Source organism: Massilia sp. Root335, assembly GCF_001425685.1.
In the GTDB taxonomy this organism is placed as follows: domain Bacteria; phylum Pseudomonadota; class Gammaproteobacteria; order Burkholderiales; family Burkholderiaceae_D; genus Telluria; species Telluria luteola.
Window position 1 is genome coordinate 291,294 of record NZ_LMCY01000003.1, and the last position, 26,800, is coordinate 318,093.

Below are 26,800 nucleotides of genomic sequence, written 5' to 3' on the forward strand. Positions count from 1 at the left end.
GGGATGCGGCGGCGTTGCGGCCCGCGTCGGCGGATTGAATCGCGTGGGCACGGGGTGCCCACCCTACGGGATGCGGCATATTGGGTAGGGTGGGCGGCCTCCGCCCACGCGGTGATACGTGCCGTGGAATGAATCGCGTCCGCGCCGGCGGACGTCGGACGCGTGGACGGCAAGCCGTCGACGCGACGGTCAGCCGCGCCGGGTCTCCAGCGTCGACACCACCAGCAACCCGCCCACGATGCACACGTGCTCCATGAACGGAATCAGCTCCGCGTGCCGCGCCGCGCCGGCCGCGTGCCAGAAGCCGTGATACAGCACCGTCGCCAGCGCCGTGAACCCGGCCAGCGCCCAGCAGCTCGGCCGCAGCCAGCGTCCCGCGACGATCGCCGCGCCGCCCGCCACCTGCAGCAGGATCGTCAGCGCCAGCATCGAGGTGGGCGCCGGAAGTCCGCCCGCCACCACTTCCTGCAGCGCGCCCTGCCAGCCCGTCACCTTGTCGATGCCGGCCCACAGGAACAGCACGCCGACGAGCATCCGCCCGGCCGTGCGCACCGTGTGGTCGAAGGCCGGCGCGGATGCGGCGCGCGCGGCGGGGGCGCGGGTGAGGTCGAGATCGGGAGTCGTCATGGGTATTCCTTTGCGGTGGATTCGGATCGCCCGAATCTACACCCGCGCCCCCGATTGCGGCTCCGTCTTTCGATGGATACGTCTGCGCGGGCAACGTGCTAGCCGGCAGCCGCGCGCCGGCGGCGCCTGCTCACGGCCTCGCCGCCGTGCCCCCAGTTGTCCGGGTTCACTTCGTCGATGACGACGAACGTGGCTTCCGGATCCTTGTTCAAGACGTTCACCATGAGGTCGGTCGCGCCGGCGATCAGGGCGTCCTTTTGTTCCTTCGTGACGCCGTCGTCGGTCACCTGGATGAGGATGTAGGGCATGCTCGTCTCCTTGTCGCTGCGCCGGTCACCACGTGCCCGCGGTCGCGCCGCCGTCCACGCCCAGCACGACGCCGCTCGTGAAGCGGGCGTCCGTCAAATACAGCACGGCGTCGACGACGTCGTCCGTCGTGCCGGTCGTGCCGCTCGGCGCCAGCGTGTTGTAGAAGGCGCGCGTGCCTTCGTAGTCGGCGTGCAGCGGCGTCTCGATGATGCCCGGCGCGACGGCGGACACCTTGACGCCGTGCGCCGCCAGTTCCAGCGCCAGCGCGCGGGTCGCGCTGTTCAGGCCACCTTTCACGAGCACCGGCAGCAGGGCCGGCACCCTGGCGTTCGGCTGCACGGCGATGCTGGCCGTGATCGTCACGATATGGCCGTCGCCACGGGCCGCCATGTGCGCCGCGGCCTGTTGCGACGGGTAGAAGAAGCCTTTCAGGTTCGTGTCGACGAGGCGGTCGACTTCTTCCGGCGTGTAGGTGTGGAACGGCTTCGCCGTGAAGATGCCGGCGTTGTTGATCAGGATGTCGACCTGGCCGAAGCGGGCGATCGCCGTCGCGAACAGGGCCTCTGCGGTGGCCGGGTCGGCGACGTCGCCGGCGACGCCGGCGAAGTTGGCCGGGTTGCCCAGCTGGGCCGCCGCGGCGTCCAGGCGCGCCGCGCCGCGGGCATTGCCGACGACGTTGTCGCCCCGCTCCAGGTAGGCGCGGGCCAGCGCGAGGCCGATGCCGCTCGAGGCGCCCGTGATGACGACCGTACGACGTCGATGTGCTGCTGCGTTCATGCTCTTCTCCTTGGTTGTCCGGGCGGCGCCGGTTGCGCCGTCCATGGAGACAACTATAGGAACAAGCCGAACGTGGAAAAAGATGGGTTCAAGAAAGACAATCGATACATCATGTAATGAATCGCTTGCCGGCAGGGCGCGGGCCGCGCAGGTGCTCGACGAGGAAATCGACGAAGGCGCGCACGCGCAGCGGCGCGTGGCGGTTGTGCGGATAGATGAGGCAGAACGGACGCGTGCGGCCGCCGTGGGCCGGCAGCAGTTCCACGAGATCGCCCGCCCGGATGTCGGCGTCGACGATGAAGCGGTAGGTCTGGAAGATGCCGCCGCCCGCGCGCGCGAGGGTCACGGCGCCCAGGATGTCCTCGGCGCAGCCGTACAGGCCGTTGGTCGGCAGTTCGACGTCCTCGCCGTCCGCCTTGAACAGCCAGGGGATGTTGCGGCCCGTGCTGGGCAGCGCGAACTGGATGCAGTTGTGGTCGCGCAGCGCGTCCGGCGTCGCGGGCGTGCCCGCGCGCTTCAGGTACGCGGGCGCCGCGACGACGACCAGCTCCGCGTCTTCCAGCGCGCGCGCGATCATCGTCGAATCGGCCGGCGCGCGGCCGCGGATCGCGAGGTCGAAGCCTTCGTCGCCGAAATCGATGTTGCGGTTGCTGAGGTGGAAATCGACCTTCACGTCCGGATAGCGGCGCGTGAACGCCGGCAGCAGCGGCAGCACGCGGTAGTGGCCATAGGGCGTGGGCATGCTGATGCGCAGCAGGCCGGACGGCGCGCTCTGGCGCCCGGTGACGGCCCGCTCGGCCTCGACCAGCCGGGCCAGCGCCTGGCGGCACTGGTCGAAGTACTCGCGGCCCGCTTCGGTCAGGTTCAGGGTGCGCGTCGTCCGCACGAACAGCCGCACGCCGAGGCGCGCTTCGAGCCGCGACACGGCCCGGCTGACGGCGGCCGGCGTGACCGCGGCCGCCGTCGCCGCGGCCGTGAAGCTGCCCAGTTCCGCGGCGGAGCAGAACAGCTCGATGCTGCCGAGCAGGATGTCGTCGAATTGGCGGCTCACCGGTGCGCTCCCGATTCATTACATGGTGTATCGATACGGGGGCATCATACCAGCCGGCCTGATCGCATCATCATTCCCTGCGGCATCGGGGAGACATGCGCCATCCGGATGACTGCTATCACCACTCATCATTGGACGGAAATGACGCAATGCAGCATCATGCTTCCTGTCTCCTCTATCTTCCTCCAAGAAAATAGATTCAAGCCCGCCAAACAGCGGGCTTTTTTTTCGCCCATCCATTTCGCCCTGCATGTCGCGCAGGCCGATCCCGGCATTTTTCACTCGGCTGAATACCGTTCCACGATGTGGGATTTCGGCCCTCAGAAAAACCGTCCGAATATTCCAGTCCGCAAAATTGCTTGCCGCATTGCGGAACGATAGTCTTAACCCATTGAATTCACTCATGTATTTTTAGTTCTATGTCTTATATAAGACAGAAGATCCATGCACACAGATCTCTTATGATGAACCCATGCGATTCACCCACTTCGATTCACTTTTCATGGAGTTCGACATGTCCGAGTACCAAAACGATATCCAGGCCATCGCCACCCTCAAGCAGCGCTACGGCAGCGGCTGGGATGCCATCAATCCCGAATCCGCGGCCCGCATGCGCGCCCAGAACCGCTTCAAGACCGGCCTCGACATCGCCCGCTACACGGCGGCCATCATGCGCCGCGACATGGCGAACTACGACGCCGATCCGTCCCAGTACACGCAGTCGCTGGGCTGCTGGCACGGTTTCATCGGCCAGCAGAAGCTCATCTCGATCAAGAAGCACTTCAACAACACCGACCGCCGCTACCTGTACCTGTCGGGCTGGATGATCGCCGCGCTGCGCTCGGAATTCGGCCCGCTGCCGGACCAGTCGATGCACGAAAAGACCGCGGTCCCGGCCCTGATCAAGGAGCTGTACACCTTCCTGCGCCAGGCCGACGCGCGTGAACTGGGCGGCCTGTTCCGCCAGCTGGACAACGCCGAAGGCGCCGCCCGCGCCGCCATCCAGGACAAGATCGACAACTTCGTGACCCACGTCGTGCCCATCATCGCCGACATCGACGCCGGCTTCGGCAACGCGGAAGCGACGTACCTGCTGGCCAAGCAGATGATCGAAGCGGGCGCCTGCTGCATCCAGCTCGAGAACCAGGTGTCGGACGAAAAGCAGTGCGGCCACCAGGACGGCAAGGTCACGGTCCCGCACGAGGACTTCCTGGCCAAGATCCGCGCCGTGCGCTACGCCTTCCTCGAACTGGGCGTGGACGACGGCGTCATCGTGGCCCGTACCGACTCGCTGGGCGCCGGCCTGACCAAGCAGATCGCCGTGACCCGCGAGCCGGGCGACCTGGGCGACCAGTACAACAGCTTCCTGGACGTGGAAGAAGTGGCACCGACGGCGCTGGCGAACGGCGACGTCGTGATCCAGCGCGGCGGCAAGCTGCTGCGTCCGAAGCGCCTGCCCAGCAACCTGTTCCAGTTCCGCGAAGGGACCGGCGAAGCGCGCTGCGTGCTCGACTGCATCACCTCGCTGCAGAACGGCGCCGACCTGCTGTGGATCGAAACCGAGAAGCCGCACATCGGCCAGATCGGCGGCATGGTGAAGGAAATCCGCAAGGTCGTCCCGAACGCGAAGCTCGTGTACAACAACAGCCCGTCGTTCAACTGGACCCTGAACTTCCGCCAGCAGGTGTACGACGGCATGAAGGACCGCGGCGAAGACGTCTCGGCCTACGACCGCGCGCACCTGATGAGCGCCGAGTACGACGACTCGATCCTCGCGAAGGTCGCCGACGAGCGTATCCGCACCTTCCAGGCCGACGCGGCACGCGACGCGGGCATCTTCCACCACCTGATCACGCTGCCGACGTACCACACGGCCGCCCTGTCGACCGACAACCTGGCCAAGGACTACTTCGGCAACCAGGGCATGCTGGGCTACGTGGCCGGCGTGCAGCGCAAGGAAATCCGCCAGGGCATCGCCTGCGTCAAGCACCAGAACATGTCCGGTTCGGACATCGGCGACGACCACAAGGACTACTTCAGCGGCGAGGCCGCGCTGAAGGCCGGCGGCAAGCACAACACCATGAACCAGTTCTGACCGGTTCTCGCTGCAAACAGCCCGGGCGCGGCCTTCCGGCCCGCCCGGGCTTTTTTTTTACCGCCCTCAGGCCGCGGCAGCCGCCAGTTCAGGCGTCCGCTCGGCGGCCGGCACGATCTTGAACCAGATCGCGTACATGGCCGGCAGGAACACGAGCGTCATGATCGTGCCCGCGAACGTGCCGCCGATCAGCGTGTAGGCCAGCGTGCCCCAGAACACGGAATGGGTCAGCGGAATGAAGGCGAGCATCGCCGCCAGCGCCGTCAGGATGACGGGCCGCGCCCGCTGCACCGTCGCTTCGACGACCGCGTCGAACGGGCCGAGTCCTTCCGCCCGGTTGTGGTCGATCTGCCCGATCAGGATCAGCGTGTTGCGCATCAGGATGCCGGACAGCGCCACGAGGCCGACGAGCGCATTGATGCCGAACGGCTGGCGGAACAGCAGCAAGGTCGGCACGACGCCGATCAGGCCGAGCGGGCTGGTCGCGAACACCATCACCATCGACGCGATCGAGCGCACCTGGAAGATGATGATCAGCAGGGTGAACGCGAGCATGACCGGAAACAGCGGCAACAGGGCGGCGTTCGCCTTGCCGGCCTCCTCGATCGACCCCGCCATCGTCAGGTGGTAGCCGGCGGGCAGCGCGGCGGCGACGGGCTGCAGCGCCTTCTCCATCGCCACCGACACGTCCGGCGGCTGCAGGCCTTCCGCGATGTCGCCGCGGATCGTGATCGTCGGTACGCGGTCGCGGCGGCGCAGCACCGGCGCTTCCGGACGGACGTCGACGACGCCGACCTGCGCCAGCGGAATGCGCTGCCCGGCCGCGCCCACGAGCGTGAAGGCATTGATCCGGGCCGGGTCCAGGCGCGCGGCGCCGGCCGCGCGCGCGACCACCTGCACCGACCGGATGTCCTCGCGCACCGTCGTGACGGGAATCCCGCTCAACAGGAATTGCAGCTGCTGCGCCACGCTGGCCGACGTCAGGCCGACGGCTTGCAGGCGGTCCTGGTCGAGGGTGAAATGCAAGGTCGGCACGCGGGTGCCCCAGTCGGTGTTCACGGTGCGCATCTGCGGGCTGGCGCGCAGCACGGCTTCGACCTTGTCCGCGATGGCGCGCAGCGTGTCCGGATCGGGGCCGGACAGGCGGAACGCCACCGGATACGGCGAGTACGGGCCGAACACGAGCTGGGTGACGCGCACCCGCGCGGCCGGCGCCAGGCCATCGGCGACGGCCGCGCGCAGGCGCAGCTTGAGCGCCTCGCGCTCCGCTTCGCCGTCGGTGCGGATCACGATCTTGGCGAACGACGGGTCGGGCAGCTCGGGCGCCATCGCCAGGTAGAAACGCGGCGCGCCCTGTCCGACGTAGGCCGTGACGGTGCGCGCTTCCTTCTGCCGGGCGAGCCACGCCTCGACCCGCGCCGTCGCCGCCGACGTCCGCTCGATCGACGTCCCATAGGGCATCTGGACCTCGACCAGCACTTCGGGACGGTCGGACGTCGGGAAGAACTGCTTTTTCACGACGGCCATGCCGGCGCCCGCCAGCACGAACGTGCCGATCACGATCAGCGCGACCAGCCATTTGCGCCGGATCACGGTGCCCAGCAGGCGCCGGAACCGGTTGTAATTGGGCGTGTCATAGATGGCATGATGACCTCCTTCGACCTTCGGTATCGCCGGCAGCAGCTTCACGCCCAGGTAGGGCGTGAACACGACGGCGACGATCCACGACGTCACCAGCGCGATGCCCACGATCCAGAACATATTGCTCGTGTATTCGCCCGCCGTGGATTTCGCGAAGCCGTTCGGCATGAAGCCGATGGCCGTGACGAGGGTGCCGGACAGCATCGGCGCCGCCGTGTGGCTCCACGCATACGCCGATGCCTGCACGCGGTCGTAGCCCTCTTCCATCTTCACGACCATCATTTCGATGGCGATGATGGCGTCGTCGACGAGCAGGCCCAGTGCGAGGATCAGGGAGCCGAGCGTGATGCGGTCGAAGTTCTTGCCCGTCGCCGCCATGACGACGAACACGGCGGCCAGCGTCAGCGGCACGGCCGTCGCGACGACGAGCCCCACGCGCCAGCCCATGCTGAGGAAACAGACGACCATCACGACGAGGAGCGCGACGAAGAACTTGACCATGAATTCATCGACGGCGCCGCTGATGTTCACGGCCTGGTCGGTCACTTTCGTCAGGCTCATGCCCAGCGGGACGTCCTTGTTGATGGACGCGACCTCGGCATCCAGCGCCTTGCCCAGGTCCAGCCCGTTCCAGCCGTCGCGCATGACGACGCCCAGCAGCAGCGCCGGCTCGCCGTTGTTCCGGATGAGGAACGTGGCCGGGTCCTCGTAGCCGCGCTCCACCGTCGCGATGTCGGACAGCTTCAAGGTACGGCCCTGGCTCGCGACGGGCGTGTCGCGGATCTTCTGCAGTTCGTCGTAGGCGCCGTCCACGCGCACGAAGACCTGCGCGCCCTTCGTCTCGATCGAACCGGCCGGCGTCAGCACGTTGCGCGCGTTCAGCGCCGCGAAGATCTCCTGCGGGGCGATGCCGAGCGTGGCGAGGCGGTCGTGCGAGAACGACACGAAGATGCGCTCCGCCTGCTCGCCGATGATGTTGACCTTCTTGACGCCGGCCACGTGCAGCAGCCGCTGGCGCAAGGTCTCGGCATCGCGCGCGAGCAGGCGCGCGGGCTTGCCCCGCGCCTTCAGCGCGTACAGCGCGAACGTGACGTCGGCGAATTCATCGTTCACCATCGGGCCGATGACGCCGCCCGGCAGCGTTCCCTGCACATCCTGCAGCTTCTTGCGGGCCTGGTAGAACTGGTCCGGCACGGCGGACGGCGGCGTGCTGTCGAGCAGCGTGACCGTCGTGAACGCGAGGCCCGGACGGGTATAGGTTTCCGCGCGGTCGTAGTAGCGCAATTCCTGCATGCGCTTTTCGAGCGGCTCCGCCACCTGGTCCTGCATCTCCTGGGCGGTGGCCCCGGGCCAGGCCGTAATCACCGTCAGCTGCTTCACCGTGAAAGGCGGATCTTCCGCGCGGCCCAGCTTCAAAAAGGCCAGCACGCCCGCCAGCGAGACGAGCAGGATGAGAAACAGCGTGACGGACCGTTCGCGCACGGCCAGCGCCGACAGGTTGAAGCGGCTCATCGCACGCCTCCCGGCGCGGCGGCGGCCACCTGCTGCGGCGCGCGGTCGACGTCCGCCCTGGCGCGCACCTTCTCACCCTCGTGCAGCAGATGGGCACCCAGCGCGACCACGCGCTCGCCGGCCTTCAGGTCGCCCCGCACGCGGGCCATGTCGTCGCCGATCGCGAGCACGTCGACGCGGCGCCACGTCACCTGCGCCGGATTGCCCGCCACGGCCCAGACCCCGCTGCCCTTGCCGGCGTCCAGGACCGCCGCGGCCGGGACCTGCAGCGCCTTGGCCGTGTCCGCGCCGTTCCCGTCCAGGCGCAGGGTCACGGTCGCCCCGAGCGGCGCGTCGGCCAGCGGTCCGTCGAGCACGTATTTCGCCTCGTATGTGCGCGTGACGCGGTCGGCCGCGTCGGCAAGCTGCCTGAGCCTGGCGAGGCCGCCGCCCTGCCCGCCATACAGCGTGGCTTGCGCCTGCGTGCCGATGCGGGGGCGCACCGTCTCGGGCAGATGGATGACCGCCTCGCGCGGGCCGGCGTGGGCGAGGCGCACGACGGTCTGTCCGGCACCGACGACCTGGCCCGGTTCCGCCAGCGTGTCGACGACGACGCCATCCGCATCCGCCACGAGCAGCGCATAGCCGGCCGCGTTGCGGGCGACGTCGTACTGGGCCTCGGCCGCGCGCAACGCCGCCTTGGCCGAGTCGGCCGCGGCCTTGAGCTGCTCGTATGCCGACGCCGACACGGCGCCTTCCGCCACCAGGTCGCGGTAGCGGGCTTCGTCGTCGCCCGCCTGGCGCGCGCGGGCGCGGGCGGCCGCGACGGACTCGGCCTGGGCCCGGGCCTGCAGGGCGAGGTCGATCGGGTCGATGCGCATCAGGGGCTGGCCGCGGCGGACGGTCTGGCCGACGTCGACGAGGCGTTGCACGACCTTGCCGGGCACGCGAAAGCCCAGATCGCTCTGGACGCGCGCGCCGACGATGCCGGAGAACGACAGCGCGGTGGACGATGCGCCCTGGACGACTACGGTCTCGACCAGCGGTGCCGCCGTGCGCGGATCGGCAGGCGGCTTGTCGCCGCACGCCGCCAGGATGAGCGGTAACGCATACATCAGATGCGTACCCCGTGGGCGAATGGACATGGGAGCTCCTTTGGCAAGAAAGCCCCCATTTTTATACCAGTGACCAAATAAGTCAATGGTCACATCGATGAATTATGGCGCGAGGCTCCTGAGGACGAGGTTGGACAGGTGCACGGTCGCGTCCTGGGCGCCGTCCAGGTTGTATTGGAGCAGCAAGGGACTGATATAGGGCTTCATGACGAGGCAGATGGCGTTCGCCGTCTCGTCCAGCGGCGTCTTGCGTTCGAATTCGCCGGACTCGCGCCCTTCCCTGACGATCCGCACGACGAGTTCCTCGACGTAGCGCTCGTAGGCGCGCACGGACGGCCAGGGCTCGAGGGCGGCCGTTGCCGCGATGTCGTACAGCTTGCGGTCGCCGAAGAAAAGCTGCGTCCCCGCGTCGACGAACGCCCGGAACATGCGGCGGAAGCGGTCCGAGGCGCTCGCGGCATCCACGATGGCGGCGTCGACGGCGCGTCGCATGTCGTCGAGGCGGTTGGTGCAGATGACTTCGCCGATCGCCTGCTTCGAGTCGAAAAATTTATAGATGTACGCCTTCGAGAAGCCGATCTCCTTGGCGAGGTCCGACACGGTCGTCTTTTCATAGCCGTAGCGGGCGAAGTACTCGGTGGCGGCCGCGACGATCTGGGTACGGACATCGTGATCGGACGGGCCCCGGGTCGGGGGTGCGGTGTGGGCAGGTTTGTTCATGGCGATAGCTTAACGCGTAGCTCGGGAGTTTGACAAAATGTGACTAATGCGTATTATGGTCACTAGTCACCATATTTCGAAGGATACTCCATGTTCCCGATCCGCTTGCTCACGGCAGCCGCGATTGCCACCGCGGCGACAGGCTGCGCCGTCGGCCCCGACTACCGGCGTCCGGAGGCGCCCCTCCCGGACCACTACCTCGGCCAGGCCGGTGTCCCGCAGAGGCCGGCAACGGAACTGGCGGCGTGGTGGCATGCGTTCGGCGACCCGCAACTGGCGGATTTCGTTGCCGAGGCGCTGGCGCGGAACCTCGACCTGGCCCAGGCCGCCGACCGGGTGGCCCAGGCGCGGGCCGGACTGGGCGCGGCCAACGCGGCGCTGCTGCCGTCCGGGACCGTCACCGGCTCCGCCGCGCGCGCGTACCAGTCCGCCGAGACTCCGCTCGGGCGTGTCCTCGCCGCGACGCCCGGCACTGACCGGTGGGGCAACGCCTACGACGCGAACGTCGCGGCAAGCTGGGAAATCGATCTGTCCGGCGGCCTGCGCCGCGGCCGCGAGGCGGCGCTGGCCGACTACCAGGCATCGAAGGCAGATGCCGTCGCCGCCCGGCTCGCCGTCGCGGCGCAGACGGCGGACATCTATATCAGCATCCGCGGCCTGCAGGCCCGCCTCGACATCGCGCAGCGCCAGGTGCGGACGCGCCGCGATCTGCTCGCCAAGGTCGGGCTGTTGCACGACAAGGGCGTGGCGCCCGAATACCAGGTGCGCCAGTCGGAAGGCGAGCTGGCGCAGGCCGAGGCCGGCGTGCCCGCGCTCCAGGCCGGCCTCGATGCGGCGCTGAACGCGCTGGACGTCATGCTCGGCACGCCGCCCGGCACGCATCGCGACGCGTTGCGGGCGCCGGCCGCCATCCCGTCGGTGCCGGCCATCGGTGCGATGGGCTCGCCCGCCGACCTGCTGCAGCGCCGGCCCGACCTGATCGCCGCCGAGCGCCGCGTGGCCGCCGGGAATGCGCGCATCGGCGCGGCGATGGCGGAATACTATCCGCACGTGTCGCTCGGGACATTGCTCGGCAGCGCGACGACCCTGTCGAGCGGCAACCTGTTCAGCGGCGGCGCCAGCCAGGGCGCGGCCGTGCTCGGCGTGCGGTGGCGGCTGTTCGACTTCGGCCGGATCGACGCGCAAATCGCCCAGGCAAGAGGCCGCGAAGCGGAGTCGCTCGCCGCCTACCGCCTCGCCGTGCTGCATGCGACGGAAGACGTCGAGAACGCCTTCTCGGCCCTGGCCAACCGCACGCGGCAGACGGCCGTCCTCGTGCGCGGCGAGGATGCGCTCGCGCGTTCGCGCGCGTCGTCGTTCGCGGCCTACCGGCGGGGTGCCGCGAGCCTGATCGACGTGCTGCGCGCCGACGAGACCCTGCTGCAAACGGCCGACGCCCGCGCCGAGGCGCAGACGAATGCGGCACGCGCCGCGGTGGCGGCCTACAAGGCGCTCGGCGGCGGCTGGGAGCCGGACCTCACGCCGACGGGCATGGACAACGTGGCGGCCCTGCAGCCGGCCCGTGCCCGCTGAACCGCCAGGCCGTCAATTCCAGCGGCCGCCCGCCCCGCCGATGCTGTAGCGCCCCGCCCCGAGCAGGGCCAGCGCCACCGCGCTGCCCAGGTACATCCCCTGCAGCTCGAGCGCCCATCCGCCCGTGTCCGACAGCGAGAAGAACTGGCCCGTGTGGACCAGCAGCAGCGCCACGATCATGTTGACGACGACGATCAGCGCGGCGGCCCGCGTGAACAGGCCGACCAGGATCAGCGCCGGCGCGACCACCTCGCCGATATAGACCAGGTAGCCCAGGCCGGCCGGCAGGCCCACCTTCGCGAGCATGCCGGTGACGAAACCGACGCCGCCGATGACCTTCGACACGCCGTGAAACAGCAGCAGGACCGCCAGCACCACGCGCAGGACAAGCCTGCCCGCGTCGCCCGTCGCGGGAATGCGCTTCGTCGTTTCCATGGCAACTCCTCGTAAGTAGACGCTCGTACGTACCGTCGGGTGGATTGTACGCCGGACCGTGCATCGCACGATATCAGCCCGGCAATTTCGCCGGCGCCGCATGCAATCGTTTGCATTAAAAACGCCACATAGCACGCTCTCTTACATAATTCTTCGTGCAATACGCATTGCAATCGATTGTAATTATTTCTTTTTTAGGAAATAATTGCCACACCGTCGATGCGCGCCCCTCTTGCCCATCCAATTCTTGATGCGAGTTCCATGACCACGATGTCCGATCCGTTTTCCGCCATGCTGGACGCACTGCCTGCCGGGCTCCACGACACCCTGCAACGGCGGTTCGATCGCCACGAAGGCATCCTGCGCGAACGCCTGCAGCGCCTGTACGGCCACCTGCCCGGCCACGACGCGTGGTATGCCGCGCTGCTGGCCGAAGTCGGGCGCCTGATGGCCGCGCGTCCCGCGGCGCTGCAGGCGCTCGACGCCACGCGCGAACGGCAGCCCGACTGGTTCTGCGCCCCGGCCATGCTGGGCTACAGCGCGTACGTCGACCGTTTCGGCGGCGACCTGCGCGGCGTCGCGGCCCGCATCCCGCATTTGCGCGAGCTGGGCGTGACGTATCTGCACCTGCTGCCCTTCCTGAAGCCGCGCACCGGCGAGAGCGACGGCGGCTTCGCCGTGGCCAGCTTCGACGACGTCGATCCGCGCCTGGGCACCATGGACGACCTGGAGGATCTCGCGGCCCGCCTGCGCGCGGCCGGCATCTCGCTGTGCTCGGACCTGATCCTGAACCACGTCGCCGACGACCACCCATGGGCCGCCGGTGCCCGCGCCGGCGACGCGCGCCTGCGCGGCTTCTTCCACGTGCTGCCGGAACGGGACCAGGCCGACGCCTACGAGCGCACGCTGGGCCAGGTGTTCCCCGAGGCCGCCCCCGGCAACTTCACGTTCGATGCGGAGATGGGCGGCTGGGTCTGGACGACGTTCTATCCGTTCCAGTGGGACCTGAACTACGCCAACCCGGCGCTGTTCGCGGCGGTGGCCCTGGCGCTGCTGCGGCTCGCGAATCGCGGCATCGAAGTCTTCCGGCTCGATTCCACGGCGTTCCTGTGGAAGCGCCTCGGCACCGACTGCATGAACCAGCCCGAGGCCCACACGTTGCTGCAGGCGCTGCGCGCCCTCGTCGCCATCGCGGCGCCCGGCGTGCTGTTGAAGGCGGAAGCGATCGTACCGACGCGCGCACTCCCCGCCTACTTCGGCACGGCCGACGCGCCCGAGTGCCACCTCGCCTACCACAGCACGTTGATGACGGCCGGATGGGCCGCGCTGGCCGAGCAGGACGCGCGGCTCGTGCGCGCCGTCGTCGACGGCACGCCGGCGCTGCCGCCGCATACCAGCTGGCTCACCTATGTGCGCTGCCACGACGACATCGGCTGGAAGCACCTGCTGCCCGAGGCGGGCGACATCGGCCGGCTGGCGGCCGTCGCCGATTTCTACAACGGCGCGCGCGGCTTCGCCGACGGCGTCGCGTTCCAGGGCAGCCTGGCGACGAACGGCACCGCGGCCTCGCTGTGCGGATTGCGGCATGGCGACCCCGAGGCCGCCGTCCGCCGCGTACTGCTGCTGCACGCGCTGGCGCTGGCCTTCGGCGGCCTGCCGATGCTGTACATGGGGGATGAACTGGGCATGGTCAACGACCACGGCTACCTCCTCGATCCCGCCCGCGCGCACGACAGCCGCTGGGTGCAGCGCGCCGCGTTTCCCACCGACGCCGCCGCGGGGCCGATCTACCACGGCCTGCGGCGCCTGATCGCGTTGCGCAGCCGGCATCCGGATCTCGCCGCCGGCGTGCCGTGCACGGCGCTGGAGACGTCCGATCCGGCCCTGCTCGCGCTGGCCCGCGGCACGCGCTTCCTGGGCCTGTTCAACTTTTCGGACCGCGCCGTGGCGGCGCCGGGCGGCCATGTCCTGCGCCCGTGGGAGTGCGTCTGGCTGGACCGCGAGAGCGGCGAACCCTTGATCTGACAACGACAACGAGGATGGAGATAAAGATGGGGATGGAGATGGACCACTCGAGACGAACGATCGCCGTGTTCGGCGAAGCGCTGGTCGACGATTTCGGCGACCACCAGGTGCTGGGCGGCGCCCCGTTCAACGTGGCGCGGCACCTGGCGGCCTTCGGCCAGGCCGTGCTGATGCTGACCCGGGTCGGCGACGATGCGAACGGCGGCCGCGTGCGCGCCGACTGCGCGCGCTTCGGCATGGACCTCGCCGGCGTGCAGGCCGACGCGGAACGGCCGACCGGCCGCGTGCTCGTCGAGCGCAGCGCGGACGGCGGCAGCCACCGCTTCACGATCCTGGAAGACCAGGCGTATGACGCGATCGAGGCCGGTCCCGCGCTGGCCGCCGTCGCCGCGGCCGCGCCGGGCATGCTGTATTTCGGCACGCTGGCACAGCGCGCGCCGCAATCGCAGCGCACCCTCGCCCGGCTGCTGGAAGCCGACACCGCGCTGCGCTACCTCGACCTGAACGTGCGCGCGGGCCACGTCACGGAACGCTGCGTGTACCGCTCGCTGCACGCGGCCGACGTCGTCAAGGTCAACGAAGAGGAATTGCAGGACCTGTTCGGCTGGTACACCCACCTGCGCCCGTCCACGGACGACATGCGCGACGCCGAAGCGCAGAGCGCCTGCGCCACGCTGCTGCGGATCTTCAACCTGCAAGGGCTGATCGTCACGCTGGGCGCGCGCGGCGCCGTGTTCTTCGGCGCGGACGGCGCCTTCGTCGAGGCGCCGCCGGCGCGCATGCCCGGCGCCCTGGTCGACACGGTCGGCGCGGGCGACGCGTTTTCCGCCGTGTTCCTGGTCGGCCGCGCGCGCGGCTGGCCGCTGGGCGAGACGCTCGTGCGCGCCAACGAATTCGCCGGCGCCGCGTGCTGCATCGCAGGTGCGGTACCATCCGGCCTGGACTTCTATCGCCCCTTCATCGAGCGCTGGCTCGCCGCCTGACACGAGGACACTGCATGGACCAGATCACAACGACGACTCTACCCACCGGACCCGCGCGGCCCCGCCGCCGCACCGTCCTGCAAGCGATGCTCGCGGGCCTCGGCGCGGTCAACGCGCGCGCTGCGCTGGCGGATACGGGCCAGCCCGCGCCCGCCGGCGGCGCGGCCGGCGCATCCGGCGTATCCGACGCGGCAACGATCACGTACGATGCGCAGCAGCGGACCTTCCACCTGCGCACGCCGTCCACCAGCTACATCCTGCAGGTGCTCGCGGGCGGCATGCCGGCCCACGTGTACTGGGGCCGCCGCCTGCATTCGGCATCCTGGCCCGGCATGCGCAACGGCCACGAGGACGCCGTCGCGCCGGCCCGTGCGGACCTCGGCGACCGCGATTTTTCGCCGAATACGCAGCCGCAGGAATTCCCCGGCTACGGCACCGGCGACTTCCGCCATCCGGCCTACCAGGCCAGGCTCGCCAACGGCACGACGGTCACCGATCTGCGTTATGTGAGCCACCGCATCGTCGCCGGCAAGCCCCGGCTGGAAGGGCTGCCCGCCACCTACGTCGAAGGCGATGGCGAAGCGGCGACGCTGGAAATCACGCTCCGCGACGCGCCGTCCGGCCTCGTGGCGATCCTCAGCTACACCGCATTCGCCGGCCACGACGCCATCGCGCGCTCGGTGCGCTTCACGAACGACGGCCACGCGCCGCTGCGGCTGGCGCGCGCCTGCAGCGCCGCCGTCGACTTCCCGCACGCGAACTTCGAACTGCTGCACCTGTCCGGCGACTGGGCGCGCGAGCGTGAATTGATCCGGCGCCGGCTGGAGCCGGGCATGCAAGGGATCGAGAGCCGGCGCGGCGCCAGCGGCCTGGAACACAATCCGTTCATCGCGCTGCTCGCGCCGGGCGCCGGCGAAGACCACGGCGACGTCTACGGCTTTTCCCTCGTCTACAGCGGCAGCTTCGCGGCCCGCGTCGAGGTCGGCCAGTACCGCACGGCGCGCGTCTCGATGGGCATCAACGACTTCGATTTCGAATGGCTGCTCGAACCGGGCCAATCGTTCCAGGCGCCGGAGCTGGTGATGGTCTACAGCGCCGCGGGCCTCGGCACGATGTCGCGCACCTATCACGGGCTGTACCGCAGCCGGCTGGCGCGCGGCACCTTCCGCGACAAGACCCGCCCGGTCCTGATCAACAACTGGGAGGCGACCTACTTCAATTTCGACGCGGCCAAGCTGGAAGCCATCGCCAGGGCGGGCAGCGACCTCGGGATCGAATTGTTCGTGCTGGACGACGGCTGGTTCGGCAAGCGCGACGACGACCACTCTTCGCTCGGCGACTGGGTCGTCGACAAGCGCAAGCTGCCGGCCGGCCTCGCCGACCTCGCGGGGCGCGTCAACAGGCTGGGGATGCAGTTCGGGCTGTGGTTCGAGCCCGAGATGATTTCCGTGAACAGCGACCTGTATCGCGCCCACCCCGACTGGTGCCTGCACGTGCCCGGCCACGACCGCACCGAGCAGCGCCACCAGCTCGTGCTGGACCTGAGCCGCAAGGACGTGTGCGCCCATGTGCTGGAAGCCGTCAGCGCCGTGCTGCGCTCGGCGCCGGTCGCCTACGTGAAGTGGGACATGAACCGCAACATGAGCGAGATCGGTTCCAGCCTGCTGCCGCCCGCGCAGCAGCGCGAGACGGCGCACCGCTACATGCTCGGCCTGTACGGCATCCTCGAAACGCTGACGAGCCGCTTCCCGAACGTGCTGTTCGAAAGCTGCGCGTCGGGCGGCGGCCGCTTCGATCCGGGCATGCTGTACTACATGCCGCAGACCTGGACCAGCGACAATTCGGACGCCGTCAGCCGCCTGCGCATCCAGTACGCGACGAGCCTCGTGTACCCGCTCAGTGCCATGGGCAGCCACGTGTCGGCCGTGCCGAACCACCAGGTCGGCCGCGTCACGCCGCTGCGCACGCGCGGCGACGTGGCGATGTCGGGCAATTTCGGCTATGAGCTCGACCTGACCAGGATGGGGCCGGAGGACAAGGCCGAGATCAAGCGCCAGGTGGCGCAGTACAAGGCGCTGCGGGGCCTGATCCAGTTCGGCGACTTCTATCGCTTGCGCAGTCCGTTCGAAGGCAATGACACGGCGTGGATGGTCGTCGCGAAGGACAAGTCGGAAGCGTTCGTCGTGTACGTGCACGTGCTGGCGGAAGCGAACGCGCCGCTGGACTGGCTGCGCCTGCGCGGGCTCGATCCGGCCGCGCGCTACGTCTGCGCGGCGGACGGCAAGGCATACGGCGGCGACCAGCTGATGTACGCGGGCCTGATCCTCCCCGCCATGAACGCCGACTTCCTCAGCACGGCCTGGCACCTGCGCCGGTAGGGTGGGCGTTTGAGGCCGGGGGCCTCAAACGAAACGTGCCCACGCGTGACGCCAACACGGCGCAAACGTCACGCGTGGGCGGAGGGCTGCCCACCCTACGGCTATGGCCGGCGCGGCGCGGCGCAGTAGCGCGCGATGAAATCCGCGTGCGTCGGCATCGCGTCCGCCGCGCGCACCATCGCCTCGCGCTGGCGCGCCAGCATCGCGGCGCCGTCCACGCCGCGCAGGTCGGCCAGCGGATCGTGGCGCTGCGGCCAGTTGAGCTGCCCCACGTGCACCGCGAGCCAGCTGGCGTTCCCGAACAGCTCCGGACCCTCGCTCACCAGCCGGCCGTAGCGCCTGAAGTGCTCGATCTTGCGCGCCAGCGTGTCCGGGATGTCCATCGCGGCGCAGGCGCGCCACAGCGGCGTGTCCGCGCGTTCCGTCAGCTTGTAGTGCAGGATCAGGAAATCGCGGATGCGCTCGTACTCGTTGACGCCGATCCGGTTGTATTCGTCGATGACGAACGGGTCGAAGTCGCGGTCGGGGAACAGCGCGAGCAGGCGCGATATCCCCGATTGCACGAGGTGCAGGCTGGTCGACTCCAGCGGTTCCATGAAGCCGCTCGCCAGGCCCAGCGCCACGACGTTGCGGTTCCAGAAGCGCTTGCGGCGTCCCGTCACGAAGCGCAGCGCGCGCGGTTCCGCGAGCGCCGGACCATCCAGGTTCGCGAGGAGCGTGGCCGCCGCCTCGTCGTCCGACAGGTATTTGCCGGCATAGACGTAGCCGTTGCCGACCCGGTGCTGCAACGGGATCTTCCATTGCCAGCCGGCCGCGCGCGCCGTCGAGCGCGTGTACGGCGCGGGGTCGCCATCCGGCGCGCTGGGCACGGCCATGGCGCGGTCGCACGGCAGAAAATCGCTCCAGTCCTCGTAGCCCGTGTGCAGGGCGCCTTCGATCAGCAGGCCGCGAAAGCCCGAGCAGTCGATGAACAGGTCGCCCGCGACGGCCCGGCCGTCCGCGAGCCGCACCGCCTCGACGAAGCCGTCGGCGCCGCGCAGGTCGACGCCGACGATCCTGCCTTCCAGCCGCCGCACACCGCGTCCTTGCGCGACCTCGCGCAGATAGGCCGCGTACAGGCCGGCGTCGAAGTGGTAGGCGTAGTCGAACGTGGACGCGATGTGGCGCGGGTCGCGCGACGGTTTGTCGAACCGTCCGCGGCTGGCCGCGGCCCACGCCATCGCATACTCGTCCAGCGCCGGCGCGCCGGGCGCCGTGCGGCCGCGCAGCCAGTACTGGTGCAGCGGCACGGCGTCGAACTGCATGCCGTGGGGGCCGAACGGGTGGAAGTAGCGCCGCCCCACCCTGGCCCAGTCGACGAATTCGATGCCCAGCTTGAACGTGCCCTGCGTGCGGCGCAGGAATTCCGCTTCGTCCAGGCCCAGCGTCTGGTTGAAGACCTTGATGGGCGGGATGGTCGCCTCGCCGACGCCCACGGTCCCGATCTCTTCCGACTCGATCAGCGTGACCGTGCAACCGTCGTTGACCACCGCCGACAGGGCGGCCGCCGCCATCCAGCCCGCCGAGCCGCCGCCGACGATGACGATGCCGCGCAGCCTCCGGTCATTGACCGTCATGGCGATCCTCCTTTTGCAGGCGCACGATCCACGCCGTTTCCGCCTGGCCGCGCGGCACGGGCAGGCCGGCGTGGGCGAGCCAGGCGCCGCTGAACGAGGCGCCGTCCGCGCCGCCGATCGCATCCAGCAGGGGCGCGCGGTGGCCCGTCTCCGGAACGCCGTCGGGCCGGATCTCCGTCACGCGGTACCGCGCGCCGGCGTCCAGCATGGCCAGGCGCAGCGGCGGCGTGTAGCGGTGCGTGCCCGGCTCGCGCCGGACCACGAACAGCAGCAGGTCGCCGGCATCGCCATGCGCCTGCCACAGCAGGCCGTCCTGCCCCTCGCCCAGCCAGACGCGCCCCGTGTGCAGCCGGTCGCGCAGCCGCTTGTACAGCGCGATCCAGGCCGCCAGTTCGCCCTGCTCCGCCGCGCCCAGCGCGCGCACGTCGAGCTCCACGCCCAGGTGGCCCGGCAGGGCGACGGCCGCGCGGAAGGCCATCGCCTGGCTGCGGCCCGTCGTGTGCGCGGGCGCCGTCCCCACGTGCGCGCCCATAATCTCGGGCGGGAAGAATTGCAGGAAGCCGCGCTGGATGCTCGTCCTCGACACGGCATCGATGCAATCGCTCGTCCACACGCGGTGCGCGTGGCGCAGCACGGCGAAGTCGATGCGCCCGCCGCCGCCGGAACAACTTTCGATTTCCACGTCCGGATGCGCGGCCCGCAGGCGCGCCAGCAGCGCGTAGAACGCCAGCACCTGCGCGCGGTAGCCCGGCCGGCCGTCGTGCAGTCCGGCCGTCGTGAGGTCGCGGTTGTGGTCCCACTTGATGTAGCGGATCGGGTGCGCGGCCAGCAGCCCCGATATCTTGTCGAACAGGTAGTCGGCCACCTCGGGCCGGGCGATGTCCAGCACGAGCTGGTTGCGCGCCGTGAGCATCGGCCGGCCCGCGAGCTGCAGCGGCCAGTCGGGATGGGCGCGATGCAGGTCGCTGTCCGGGTTGATCATCTCCGGTTCGAACCACAGACCGAATTCCATGCCGAGCCGATTCACGTGCGCGACGAGATCGCCCAGGCCGTCGGGGAATTTGGTTTCGTCGGGCCACCAGTCGCCCAGGGCGGCACGATCGTGGTGGCGGCCGTGGAACCAGCCGTCGTCGAGCACGAAGCGTTCGATGCCGACCTGCGCCGCGGCGCTGGCCAGCGCCTTGACGGGTTCCGGATGCACGTCGAAATAAAAGCCTTCCCACGTGTTCAGGTGCACGGGACGGGGACGCATGCGGCCGCCCGGCCAGTCGAGGCGCGCGCGCAGCTCGGCGTGGAAGTTCGCGGCCAGGCCGTTCAAACCCGCGTTCGAAAACGAGGCCACGACCTCCGGCGTCTGCAGCGTGCGGCCCGGTTCCAGCCAGCCTTCGCCCGGCGCCAGCCATTCGCCCAGCTGCCACTGGTACTGGCCGTCGTGCAGCCATTCGATGGTCTGCTGGTGGTTGCCCGACCAGGCGAGATGGGCGCCGTAGACCGCGCCGCTGTCGGCCCCCGCGCCCGGCGCGCACACGACGGCGCCGGGAAAGCAGTCGTGCGACGTGCGGCCGCGCCGGTTCTCGCGCCGCCACAGGCTGCGCGACAGCGGGTCGACCTGCAGCATGAATTCGTGCAGGTGCTGGCCCGCGTACGACCGCACCGCCGCGCAATCGCCGGGCAGCGGCAGGGTCAGCGCCGCCAGCCACTGCACGTCCAGCGGCGTCGTGCCGAGATTCGTCAGCGCCGTGCGCGCGACCAGCACGTCGCTGGCGGCATCCAGGCGCAGGGTGATGTCGGCGCGCAGCTGCGCCGCGTCGTCCGTCAGGCGCAGCACGACGGCGCGCCCAGGCTCGATCCACTCCACCGTGCAGGCCGTGAACGCCTGCGCGAACGCCGTGCCGGCGCGGTGCGCGAGCAGCGCGCTCTGCCCGAACCAGCCGACGCCGAACGTCGGCAGCACGGTCAACGGCTGGTCGAAGTCGAGCATGAAGCTGGGCAGCGGCCGGCCCGCGCGCAGCGGGGCGCCGGGGACGACATCGTCGGGCAGGCGCGGGCCCCAGTAGCGCCACAGCGGCGCTTCGTCCGCATGCAGTTCCAGCACGAGCGAGCTGTGGGTGCCGTGCAGGACGAGGTAATCGGCGGGTGAATCGGGTGTGTTCGCGTACATGTTCGACCAGTCCGGAAATGGAAATGCCGCCCGCTGTCCGGGCTGTGGATGCCGCCTGTCCCCGTAGGGTGGGCACCACCGTGCCCACCCTACCAACGTTCAGAAAGCGTAGCGTATCGACACGCTGGCCGTGCGTCCCGCTTCCGGACGCGACGACACGACGCCCTGCGCGCCGATCGCGGCGCCCAGCGCACGGATCTGCGCGAGCGAACCCTGGTCGACGCCGCCCGAGAATGCGACCTTGTTGAACAGGTTGTTCACGTTCAGGCTCACCGTCGTATTCGGCGCCACGTTGTAGTTGGCGAACGCGTTGACGAGGCTGCGGCCTTCCACTTGCAGCGTGTCCGCGTCGTCCGACCACACCTTGGTCTGGCCGACGACCGTGAAGCCGACCTGCGCGACGCCGAAATCGTAGCGCGGCGAGATCGAGAACAGCCAGTGCGGCGTGCCGTGCGGCGTGTTGCCGACGGTGCTGTTGCCGGTCGCCTGGCCGACCAGGTCGGACGTGATCTTGAGGTCCGTGTACGTGGCGTTGGCGTTCAGCGCGAACCCGCCGATGCGCAGCACCGATTCCAGTTCGACGCCATTCGAGCGGTAGCCCGTCTGGTTCAGTTTCGGGCCGATGGTGCGGGTCTGGTCGTAATCGAATTCGCTGACCGTCGTGTGGTACAAGGTCGAGAACAGGCCGAACGAACCCCAGTCGCGGTGGCCGCGGTATTTCAGGCCGATCTCCATCTGCTTGACCTGGGCGACGGCCGCGGCATCCGCGCCGGCCGCCAGCGCGCCCGTGTTCGGGTCGATGTTACTCGAGAACAGCAGGCGGTCGGCGATGGCGCGGCCGCCGCGGCTGACGCGGGCGAACGAGCTGACGTCCTTGTCGAACTGGTAGTTGGCGCCCAGCGAGTACGAGTTGTAGCCGACCTTGTAGTTGATCGGGTGCGGATGCGCGGTGTCGATCACGTACACGTTGCGCTCGGCGCCCGTGATGGCGCCGTTGCCGTCCACGTCGACGCCGCCCGCCACCTGCATCGGTCCCGTGTAGCTGCCGCTCGCCTTCACGCTGTCGCGGCGCACGCTGGCGTCGACGTCGAGCGGGCCGTTGGCATAGGTCAGGCCCAGGTAAGGCGCGTCCGTCATGTAGTGGGCGTCGTAGTTGCGCGCGCAGCAGCCGCCCCACTGGTCGTTGTAGCCGGTCAGGCCCATCGTCGTCAGCGCCGCGCCGCCGGCATCGCGGATGTCGATCAGCGCGCCGTCGCGGCCCACTTCCATCAGGCGGCCGCTGATCGACCACTGCTCGACGATGTTCTGGCTCGCGTGGTAATAGCCCGCCTTGCCGCCCACGGTGGCGCCGCCCACTTTCCAGTTGCGGCCGACGGAGAGATCGTTCGCGTAGTGGCCGATGTCCGGCGTGTGCACGTCGATGGCGGCGCCGTTCGAGATATAGCCGGTGGCGAGGTTCGCCTGCGTCACCGCCTGGCCGGCCTTCGCGCCGTTCGCGTAGACGGCCGTGGCGCCCGTGCCGAAACCGGCCAGGGTGCCGGCCAGCGTGTCGAGGCCCCAGAACTGGCTCTGGAACGCGCCGCTCTGCGACGTGTAGCGGAACTTGTCGTCGACCGTGTAGCCGCCGTCGAACTGGTTGTGGAACTCGAAGCCGATCGCGTTGGACTTGACCGAGATGCCCTTCGTCAGGTCGGCCACGCCTGCCGCCGTGCCGGCCGGACCGACTTTCGGCGCGCTCGTGTTGTAGATCGAGTTTTGCGAATCGCGCAGCACGTCGACGCCGGGGATCGTGGAAAAGCCCGACAGCGTGTTGCCGCTGATGTCGGCGCGGGCCGGCATGCTCGTATAGGTCGGCGCGTGGTCGTCCAGGGCCTTGAAGTTGACGCGGAACCAGCCCTTGTCGTTATTGAAGGTCTTGGTGATGTTGCCCTTGATCTGGTAGCCGCGCTCCGTGTTGTACGAGCTGGCGCGCGGGCCTTCGCCGTCGCGGTAGAAGCCGCCGATGTGGAAGCGCAGGTCCGGGCGGATATGGCCGCCGTATTCGAGGTCGGTGCGGTTTTCCGCGTAGTTCAGGCCATGCGACAGGGCGACGGTGCCGCCGTCTTCGTCGCCCGTCTTGCTGATGAAGTTGATGATGGCGCCCGGCGCGTGCGATGCGAACGTGGACGCGGAGCCGCCGCGCACCGTCTCGACGTGATCGACGTTGGCGTCGTAGCGCAGCCAGTAGTCGTTGTTGGCGAAGTTCATGTCGCCGAATTCGACCACCGGCAGGCCGTCTTCCTGCAGCTGCACGTACTTCGAACCGCCGGACGCGATCGGCAGGCCGCGCACCGTGATGTTGGAGTTGCCGCCCGGGCCGGCCGAGCTTTCGGCGCGGATGCCGGGGATCAGGTGCAGCACCTCGGCTTCGGAACGCGGCGCGAAGTCGGCGATCTGCTGCGCGTCGACGTCGGTGACGGATATCGAACTGCGCATCTTGCTCTTGCCACCGGAGACGCCGGTGACCACCACCGTGTTCAGGCCCAGCGCGTCGCCCTGCTTTGCCGCCGGCGCGCTGGCCGGCACCGCTGCCGCTTCCTGTGCCTGCGCCACCGGGGCCGTCAGTGCCGCCACGGCGGACGCGGCGAAGATGGATTGGACGGCGGCGCACAGCGCACGCTTGTTGTAGTGCTTCATGAGGTCTCCTTCGTTCTCTTATTCGGATGTGAACGCCTGCGATGCTTCAGCGCTAAAACCATGGTAATCAAGACCGCAAGCAATTGCAATCGATTGTAATAAAACTTTTTTAGCGACCCATCGCGGGGAAAATGTTTTCGTTGAGGCAAACGCCAGCTCTGCAATATAGAGAGGCCATCCAATGATAGCGGCACCATCGTGCGGCGCGACCCGCTGCGGTTGCGACAAAATTACAACAACGTGCCGCATGCGCTCGCGACCATGGGAAACGATTGCAAACGTTTGCAATCGACGCTATCCTGATCGATATAAAAAAGCGCGACACGCCAAGGAGACACCCCATGCACGACACCACGCCGGCCTTTCGCCCCGGCTACCATTTCACGCCCCGGCGCAACTGGATCAACGATCCGAACGGCCTGCTCTGGTTCGACGGCGAATACCACCTGTTCTACCAGTACAACCCGAACGGCGACGTCTGGGGCGACATCGGCTGGGGCCATGCCGTCAGCACCGACCTGCAGCACTGGGACGAGCTCCCCATCGCGCTGCATGCGGACGAGCACACGCTGATCTTTTCCGGCAGCGCGGTGGTCGACACGCACAACACGAGCGGCTTCGCCGGCCCGGGCGAGACGGCCCTCGTCGCGATCTACACGGCCGCCCGGCGCAACCCCGGCGGCCTGCAGAACCAGCACCTCGCGTACAGCACGGACCGCGGCCGCACGTGGACGAAGTACGCGCGCAATCCCGTGCTCGATCTGGGCATGGCCGAATTCCGCGACCCGAAAGTCCAGTGGTACGCGCCAGGCGGGTTCTGGCTGATGGCGGTGGTGCTGCCCGAGCTGCACCGCGTCGCGTTCTACGCGTCCGCCGACCTCAAGTCGTGGCGCCACCTGAGCGACTTCGGTCCCGCCGGCGAAGTCAAGGGCATCTGGGAATGCCCGGACCTGTTCCCGGTAGAATGGGAAGGCGGCACGGCCTGGGTGCTGAAGGTCGACGTGTTCGACGGCCACGTGAGCGGCAGCACGGGCGGCCAGTACTTCGTCGGCCGGTTCGACGGCGAGCGCTTCACGCCGCGCCCCGGCCAGCCGGCGCGCTGGAGCGATTTCGGCGCCGACTTTTACGCGGCGCTGTCGTGGAACGGCCTGCCCGATCACGCGGCGGGCCCTGTCTGGATCGGATGGATGAACAATCACCGCTATGCGCAAACGACGCCCACGCAGCCGTGGCGCGGCGCGCTGTCGCAGCCGCGCCGGCTGTCGCTGCGCGAGGATGCGCGCGGCCTGCTGCTCGTGCAGGAACCCGTGGCGCAGCTGGCCGCGCGGCGCGCGGGCCACATCCGCCACGCCGGCATGCGGCTCGACAACGGCGCGCACGCGTGGCCGCTCACGGGCATGCAGTGCGAAATCGACGCCCGCTTCGCCCTGCGCGACGCCCGTGAATTCGGCCTGCGGCTGGGCGACGCCGACGGCGACCACACGCTGATCGGCTACGAGGCCGGCACCGTGTTCGTCGACCGCTCGCGTTCCGGACTCATGACGGAGCACCCGGATTTCCCGGGCCGCCGCCGGGCCCCGGCCGGGCCGTCGTCCGAACTGCGCCTGCGCATCCTCGTCGACAACTGTTCGGTGGAGGTGTTCGTGAACGACGGCGCGGCCGTCATCACGGAACTCGTCTTCCCGGCCACGCCCGCCGCCGCGCTGGCGCTGTACGCCGCCGACGGCGGCGTCGACCTCCTGTCCCTCGATCTCTGGCAGCTCGCATGAACATCCCCTACACCAAACCGCGCCTCACCCTGCGCCAGATCCTCGAAATGAACCTGGGCTTCTTCGGCCTGCAATTCAGCTTCGGCCTCCAGCAAAGCAACGTCAGCGCGATCTACAGCTACCTCGGCGCCGACGAAGCCAGCATGCCGCTGCTGTGGCTCGCCGGACCGATCACGGGCCTGCTCGTGCAGCCGCTGATCGGCGCCATGAGCGACCGCACGCATTCGCGCCTGGGCCGGCGCACGCCCTACTTCCTCATCGGCGCGATCATCTGCAGCCTGGGCCTGCTGTTGATGCCGTACAGCCCGACCCTGTGGGCCGCTGCGGCGCTGCTGTGGATGCTCGACGCCGGCAACAACGTCACGATGGAGCCGTACCGCGCCTACGTCAGCGACCGCCTCGACAGCCGCCAGCACTCGCTCGGCTTCCTCACGCAGAGCGCGTTCACGGGCCTGGCGCAGATGCTGTCCTATCTCACGCCGTCGATCATGGTGTACTTCGGGATGAGCCAGTACGCGGTCGACGGCAACCACATCCCCGTCATCACGCGCATCACGTTCCTGATCGGCGCCGTGCTGTCGCTGACGACCATCGCGTGGTCGATCCTGCGCGTACCGGAACTGCCGCTGACGACGGAGCAGCGCGCGGAGCTCGAGGCGAAGCCGATGTCGCTGCGCGCCAGCCTGCGCGAGGTGTGGGACGCCATCGTCGAGATGCCGCGCGCGATGCGCCAGCTCGCGCTGATGAAGCTCCTGCAGTGGTATGGCATGGCCTGCTACTGGCAATTCCTCACCCTGATGATCGGCCGCACCCTGTTCCACACGGCGAACCCGAACTCGGACGGCTTCCGCGACGCGGTCCTCGTCAACGGCCAGATCGGCGGCTTCTCGAACACGGTCGCCTTCCTCGGCGCGTTCGCCATGATCCCGCTGACCCGGCGCGTCGGCCCGAAGATCGTGCACTGCGTGTGCCTGTGCGCGGCCGGCGCGGCGATGCTGGCGCTGCCCGCCATCACGACGAAGGCCATGCTGTTCCTGCCGATGATCGGCGTGGGGCTGGGTTGGGCCAGCATCATGGGCAATCCGTACGTGATGCTGGCGGGTTCGATTCCGCCGGAGCGCACCGGCGTCTACATGGGGATCTTCAATATGTTCATCGTGATCCCGATGCTGATCCAGGGCGTGACGCTGCCCTTCATCTATCACGGCTGGCTGAAAGGCGATCCGGGCCACGTCGTGGCGCTGGCCGGCGTGCTGCTGCTCGGCGCGGCCGTGGCGACGCTGTTCGTGGGCGTGCCGGCCAAGGCGCCGGCATCGAGCGCCGGCGCGCTGGCCGGCGACGAGGTGTCCTGACGGGCGT

At 69.0% G+C, this 26,800-nt stretch carries 20 protein-coding genes; 7 read left to right on the plus strand and 13 right to left on the minus strand.

Annotated elements, in window-relative coordinates:
- Positions 1-189: 189 nt before the first annotated feature.
- The 5 genes from ASC93_RS01700 to ASC93_RS30315 all read right to left on the minus strand — a co-directional run bounded on the left by ASC93_RS01700 (position 190) and on the right by ASC93_RS30315 (position 3,169).
- Entirely contained in the window at positions 190-627 is a 438-nt protein-coding gene (locus tag ASC93_RS01700; RefSeq protein ID WP_056436017.1) for a DoxX family protein, read from the minus strand.
- 98 nt (positions 628-725) lie between these two features.
- Entirely contained in the window at positions 726-935 is a 210-nt protein-coding gene (locus ASC93_RS01705) for a 4-oxalocrotonate tautomerase family protein (RefSeq protein WP_056436019.1), read from the minus strand.
- 25 nt (positions 936-960) lie between these two features.
- Entirely contained in the window at positions 961-1,713 is a 753-nt protein-coding gene (locus tag ASC93_RS01710; RefSeq protein WP_056436022.1) for an SDR family NAD(P)-dependent oxidoreductase, read from the minus strand.
- A gap of 109 nt (positions 1,714-1,822) precedes the next feature.
- Positions 1,823-2,764: a LysR family transcriptional regulator gene (locus tag ASC93_RS01715; protein ID WP_056436024.1), complete on the minus strand. Its 942-nt coding sequence runs from the start codon at positions 2,762-2,764 to the stop codon at positions 1,823-1,825.
- 18 nt (positions 2,765-2,782) lie between these two features.
- Positions 2,783-3,169, minus strand: coding sequence for a hypothetical protein (locus ASC93_RS30315; RefSeq protein WP_157201707.1), 387 nt, complete (start codon positions 3,167-3,169; stop codon positions 2,783-2,785).
- A 109-nt stretch (positions 3,170-3,278) separates the two neighbouring features.
- On the opposite strand from ASC93_RS30315, the gene ASC93_RS01720 reads away from it, so the two are divergent.
- Positions 3,279-4,859: an isocitrate lyase gene (locus ASC93_RS01720; RefSeq protein WP_056436870.1), complete on the plus strand. Its 1,581-nt coding sequence runs from the start codon at positions 3,279-3,281 to the stop codon at positions 4,857-4,859.
- Between the two features lie 66 nt (positions 4,860-4,925).
- Here ASC93_RS01720 and ASC93_RS01725 read toward each other — a convergent pair whose 3' ends face one another.
- The 3 genes from ASC93_RS01725 to ASC93_RS01735 form a co-directional block, all read right to left on the minus strand.
- A complete protein-coding gene (locus ASC93_RS01725; RefSeq protein WP_056436026.1) occupies positions 4,926-8,012 on the minus strand; it encodes an efflux RND transporter permease subunit in 3,087 nt (1,028 codons plus the stop codon).
- Positions 8,009-9,136, minus strand: coding sequence for an efflux RND transporter periplasmic adaptor subunit (locus tag ASC93_RS01730; protein WP_056436028.1), 1,128 nt, complete (start codon positions 9,134-9,136; stop codon positions 8,009-8,011). The genes ASC93_RS01725 and ASC93_RS01730 overlap by 4 nt, the downstream gene beginning before the upstream one ends.
- 72 nt (positions 9,137-9,208) lie before the next feature.
- Complete coding sequence (locus ASC93_RS01735) at positions 9,209-9,826, minus strand: TetR/AcrR family transcriptional regulator (RefSeq protein WP_056436031.1); 618 nt, start codon at positions 9,824-9,826, stop codon at positions 9,209-9,211.
- A 90-nt stretch (positions 9,827-9,916) separates the two neighbouring features.
- Here ASC93_RS01735 and ASC93_RS01740 point away from each other — a divergent pair, with 90 nt between their 5' ends.
- Positions 9,917-11,398 carry an efflux transporter outer membrane subunit gene (locus ASC93_RS01740; RefSeq protein WP_056436033.1) on the plus strand — a complete coding sequence of 494 codons (1,482 nt, stop codon included), beginning with the start codon at positions 9,917-9,919 and terminating at the stop codon, positions 11,396-11,398.
- Between the two features lie 12 nt (positions 11,399-11,410).
- Here ASC93_RS01740 and ASC93_RS01745 read toward each other — a convergent pair whose 3' ends face one another.
- Entirely contained in the window at positions 11,411-11,833 is a 423-nt protein-coding gene (locus ASC93_RS01745; RefSeq protein ID WP_082547699.1) for a DoxX family protein, read from the minus strand.
- A gap of 261 nt (positions 11,834-12,094) precedes the next feature.
- Between ASC93_RS01745 and ASC93_RS01750 the strand changes: the two genes are divergently transcribed.
- The 3 genes from ASC93_RS01750 to ASC93_RS01760 are packed head-to-tail and all read left to right on the plus strand — an operon-like array spanning position 12,095 to position 17,219.
- Positions 12,095-13,858 (plus strand): alpha-amylase family glycosyl hydrolase, encoded by a 1,764-nt coding sequence (locus ASC93_RS01750; protein WP_056436035.1) that lies wholly within the window; start codon positions 12,095-12,097, stop codon positions 13,856-13,858.
- Between the two features lie 26 nt (positions 13,859-13,884).
- Positions 13,885-14,841, plus strand: coding sequence for a PfkB family carbohydrate kinase (locus ASC93_RS01755; protein WP_229412564.1), 957 nt, complete (start codon positions 13,885-13,887; stop codon positions 14,839-14,841).
- Positions 14,842-14,855: 14 nt separating this feature from the next.
- Entirely contained in the window at positions 14,856-17,219 is a 2,364-nt protein-coding gene (locus ASC93_RS01760) for an alpha-galactosidase (RefSeq protein ID WP_229412565.1), read from the plus strand.
- A gap of 101 nt (positions 17,220-17,320) precedes the next feature.
- Here ASC93_RS01760 and ASC93_RS01765 read toward each other — a convergent pair whose 3' ends face one another.
- The 4 genes from ASC93_RS01765 to ASC93_RS30320 form a co-directional block, all read right to left on the minus strand.
- Positions 17,321-18,835, minus strand: coding sequence for a tryptophan halogenase family protein (locus ASC93_RS01765; RefSeq protein WP_056436037.1), 1,515 nt, complete (start codon positions 18,833-18,835; stop codon positions 17,321-17,323).
- Positions 18,822-20,996 (minus strand): alpha-galactosidase, encoded by a 2,175-nt coding sequence (locus ASC93_RS01770; RefSeq protein WP_056436040.1) that lies wholly within the window; start codon positions 20,994-20,996, stop codon positions 18,822-18,824. Before ASC93_RS01770 ends, ASC93_RS01765 begins: the two co-directional genes overlap by 14 nt.
- Before the next feature lie 99 nt (positions 20,997-21,095).
- The gene (locus tag ASC93_RS01775; protein ID WP_056436042.1) at positions 21,096-23,672 is read right to left on the minus strand and encodes a TonB-dependent receptor; all 2,577 of its coding nucleotides are present in this window, start codon (positions 23,670-23,672) and stop codon (positions 21,096-21,098) included.
- Positions 23,673-23,690: 18 nt separating this feature from the next.
- Entirely contained in the window at positions 23,691-23,960 is a 270-nt protein-coding gene (locus ASC93_RS30320; protein ID WP_157201708.1) for a hypothetical protein, read from the minus strand.
- Between the two features lie 53 nt (positions 23,961-24,013).
- On the opposite strand from ASC93_RS30320, the gene ASC93_RS01780 reads away from it, so the two are divergent.
- Positions 24,014-25,441, plus strand: coding sequence for a glycoside hydrolase family 32 protein (locus ASC93_RS01780; RefSeq protein ID WP_056436046.1), 1,428 nt, complete (start codon positions 24,014-24,016; stop codon positions 25,439-25,441).
- A complete protein-coding gene (locus tag ASC93_RS01785; protein WP_056436051.1) occupies positions 25,438-26,793 on the plus strand; it encodes an MFS transporter in 1,356 nt (451 codons plus the stop codon). Before ASC93_RS01780 ends, ASC93_RS01785 begins: the two co-directional genes overlap by 4 nt.
- The last annotated feature ends 7 nt before the right edge of the window (positions 26,794-26,800 follow it).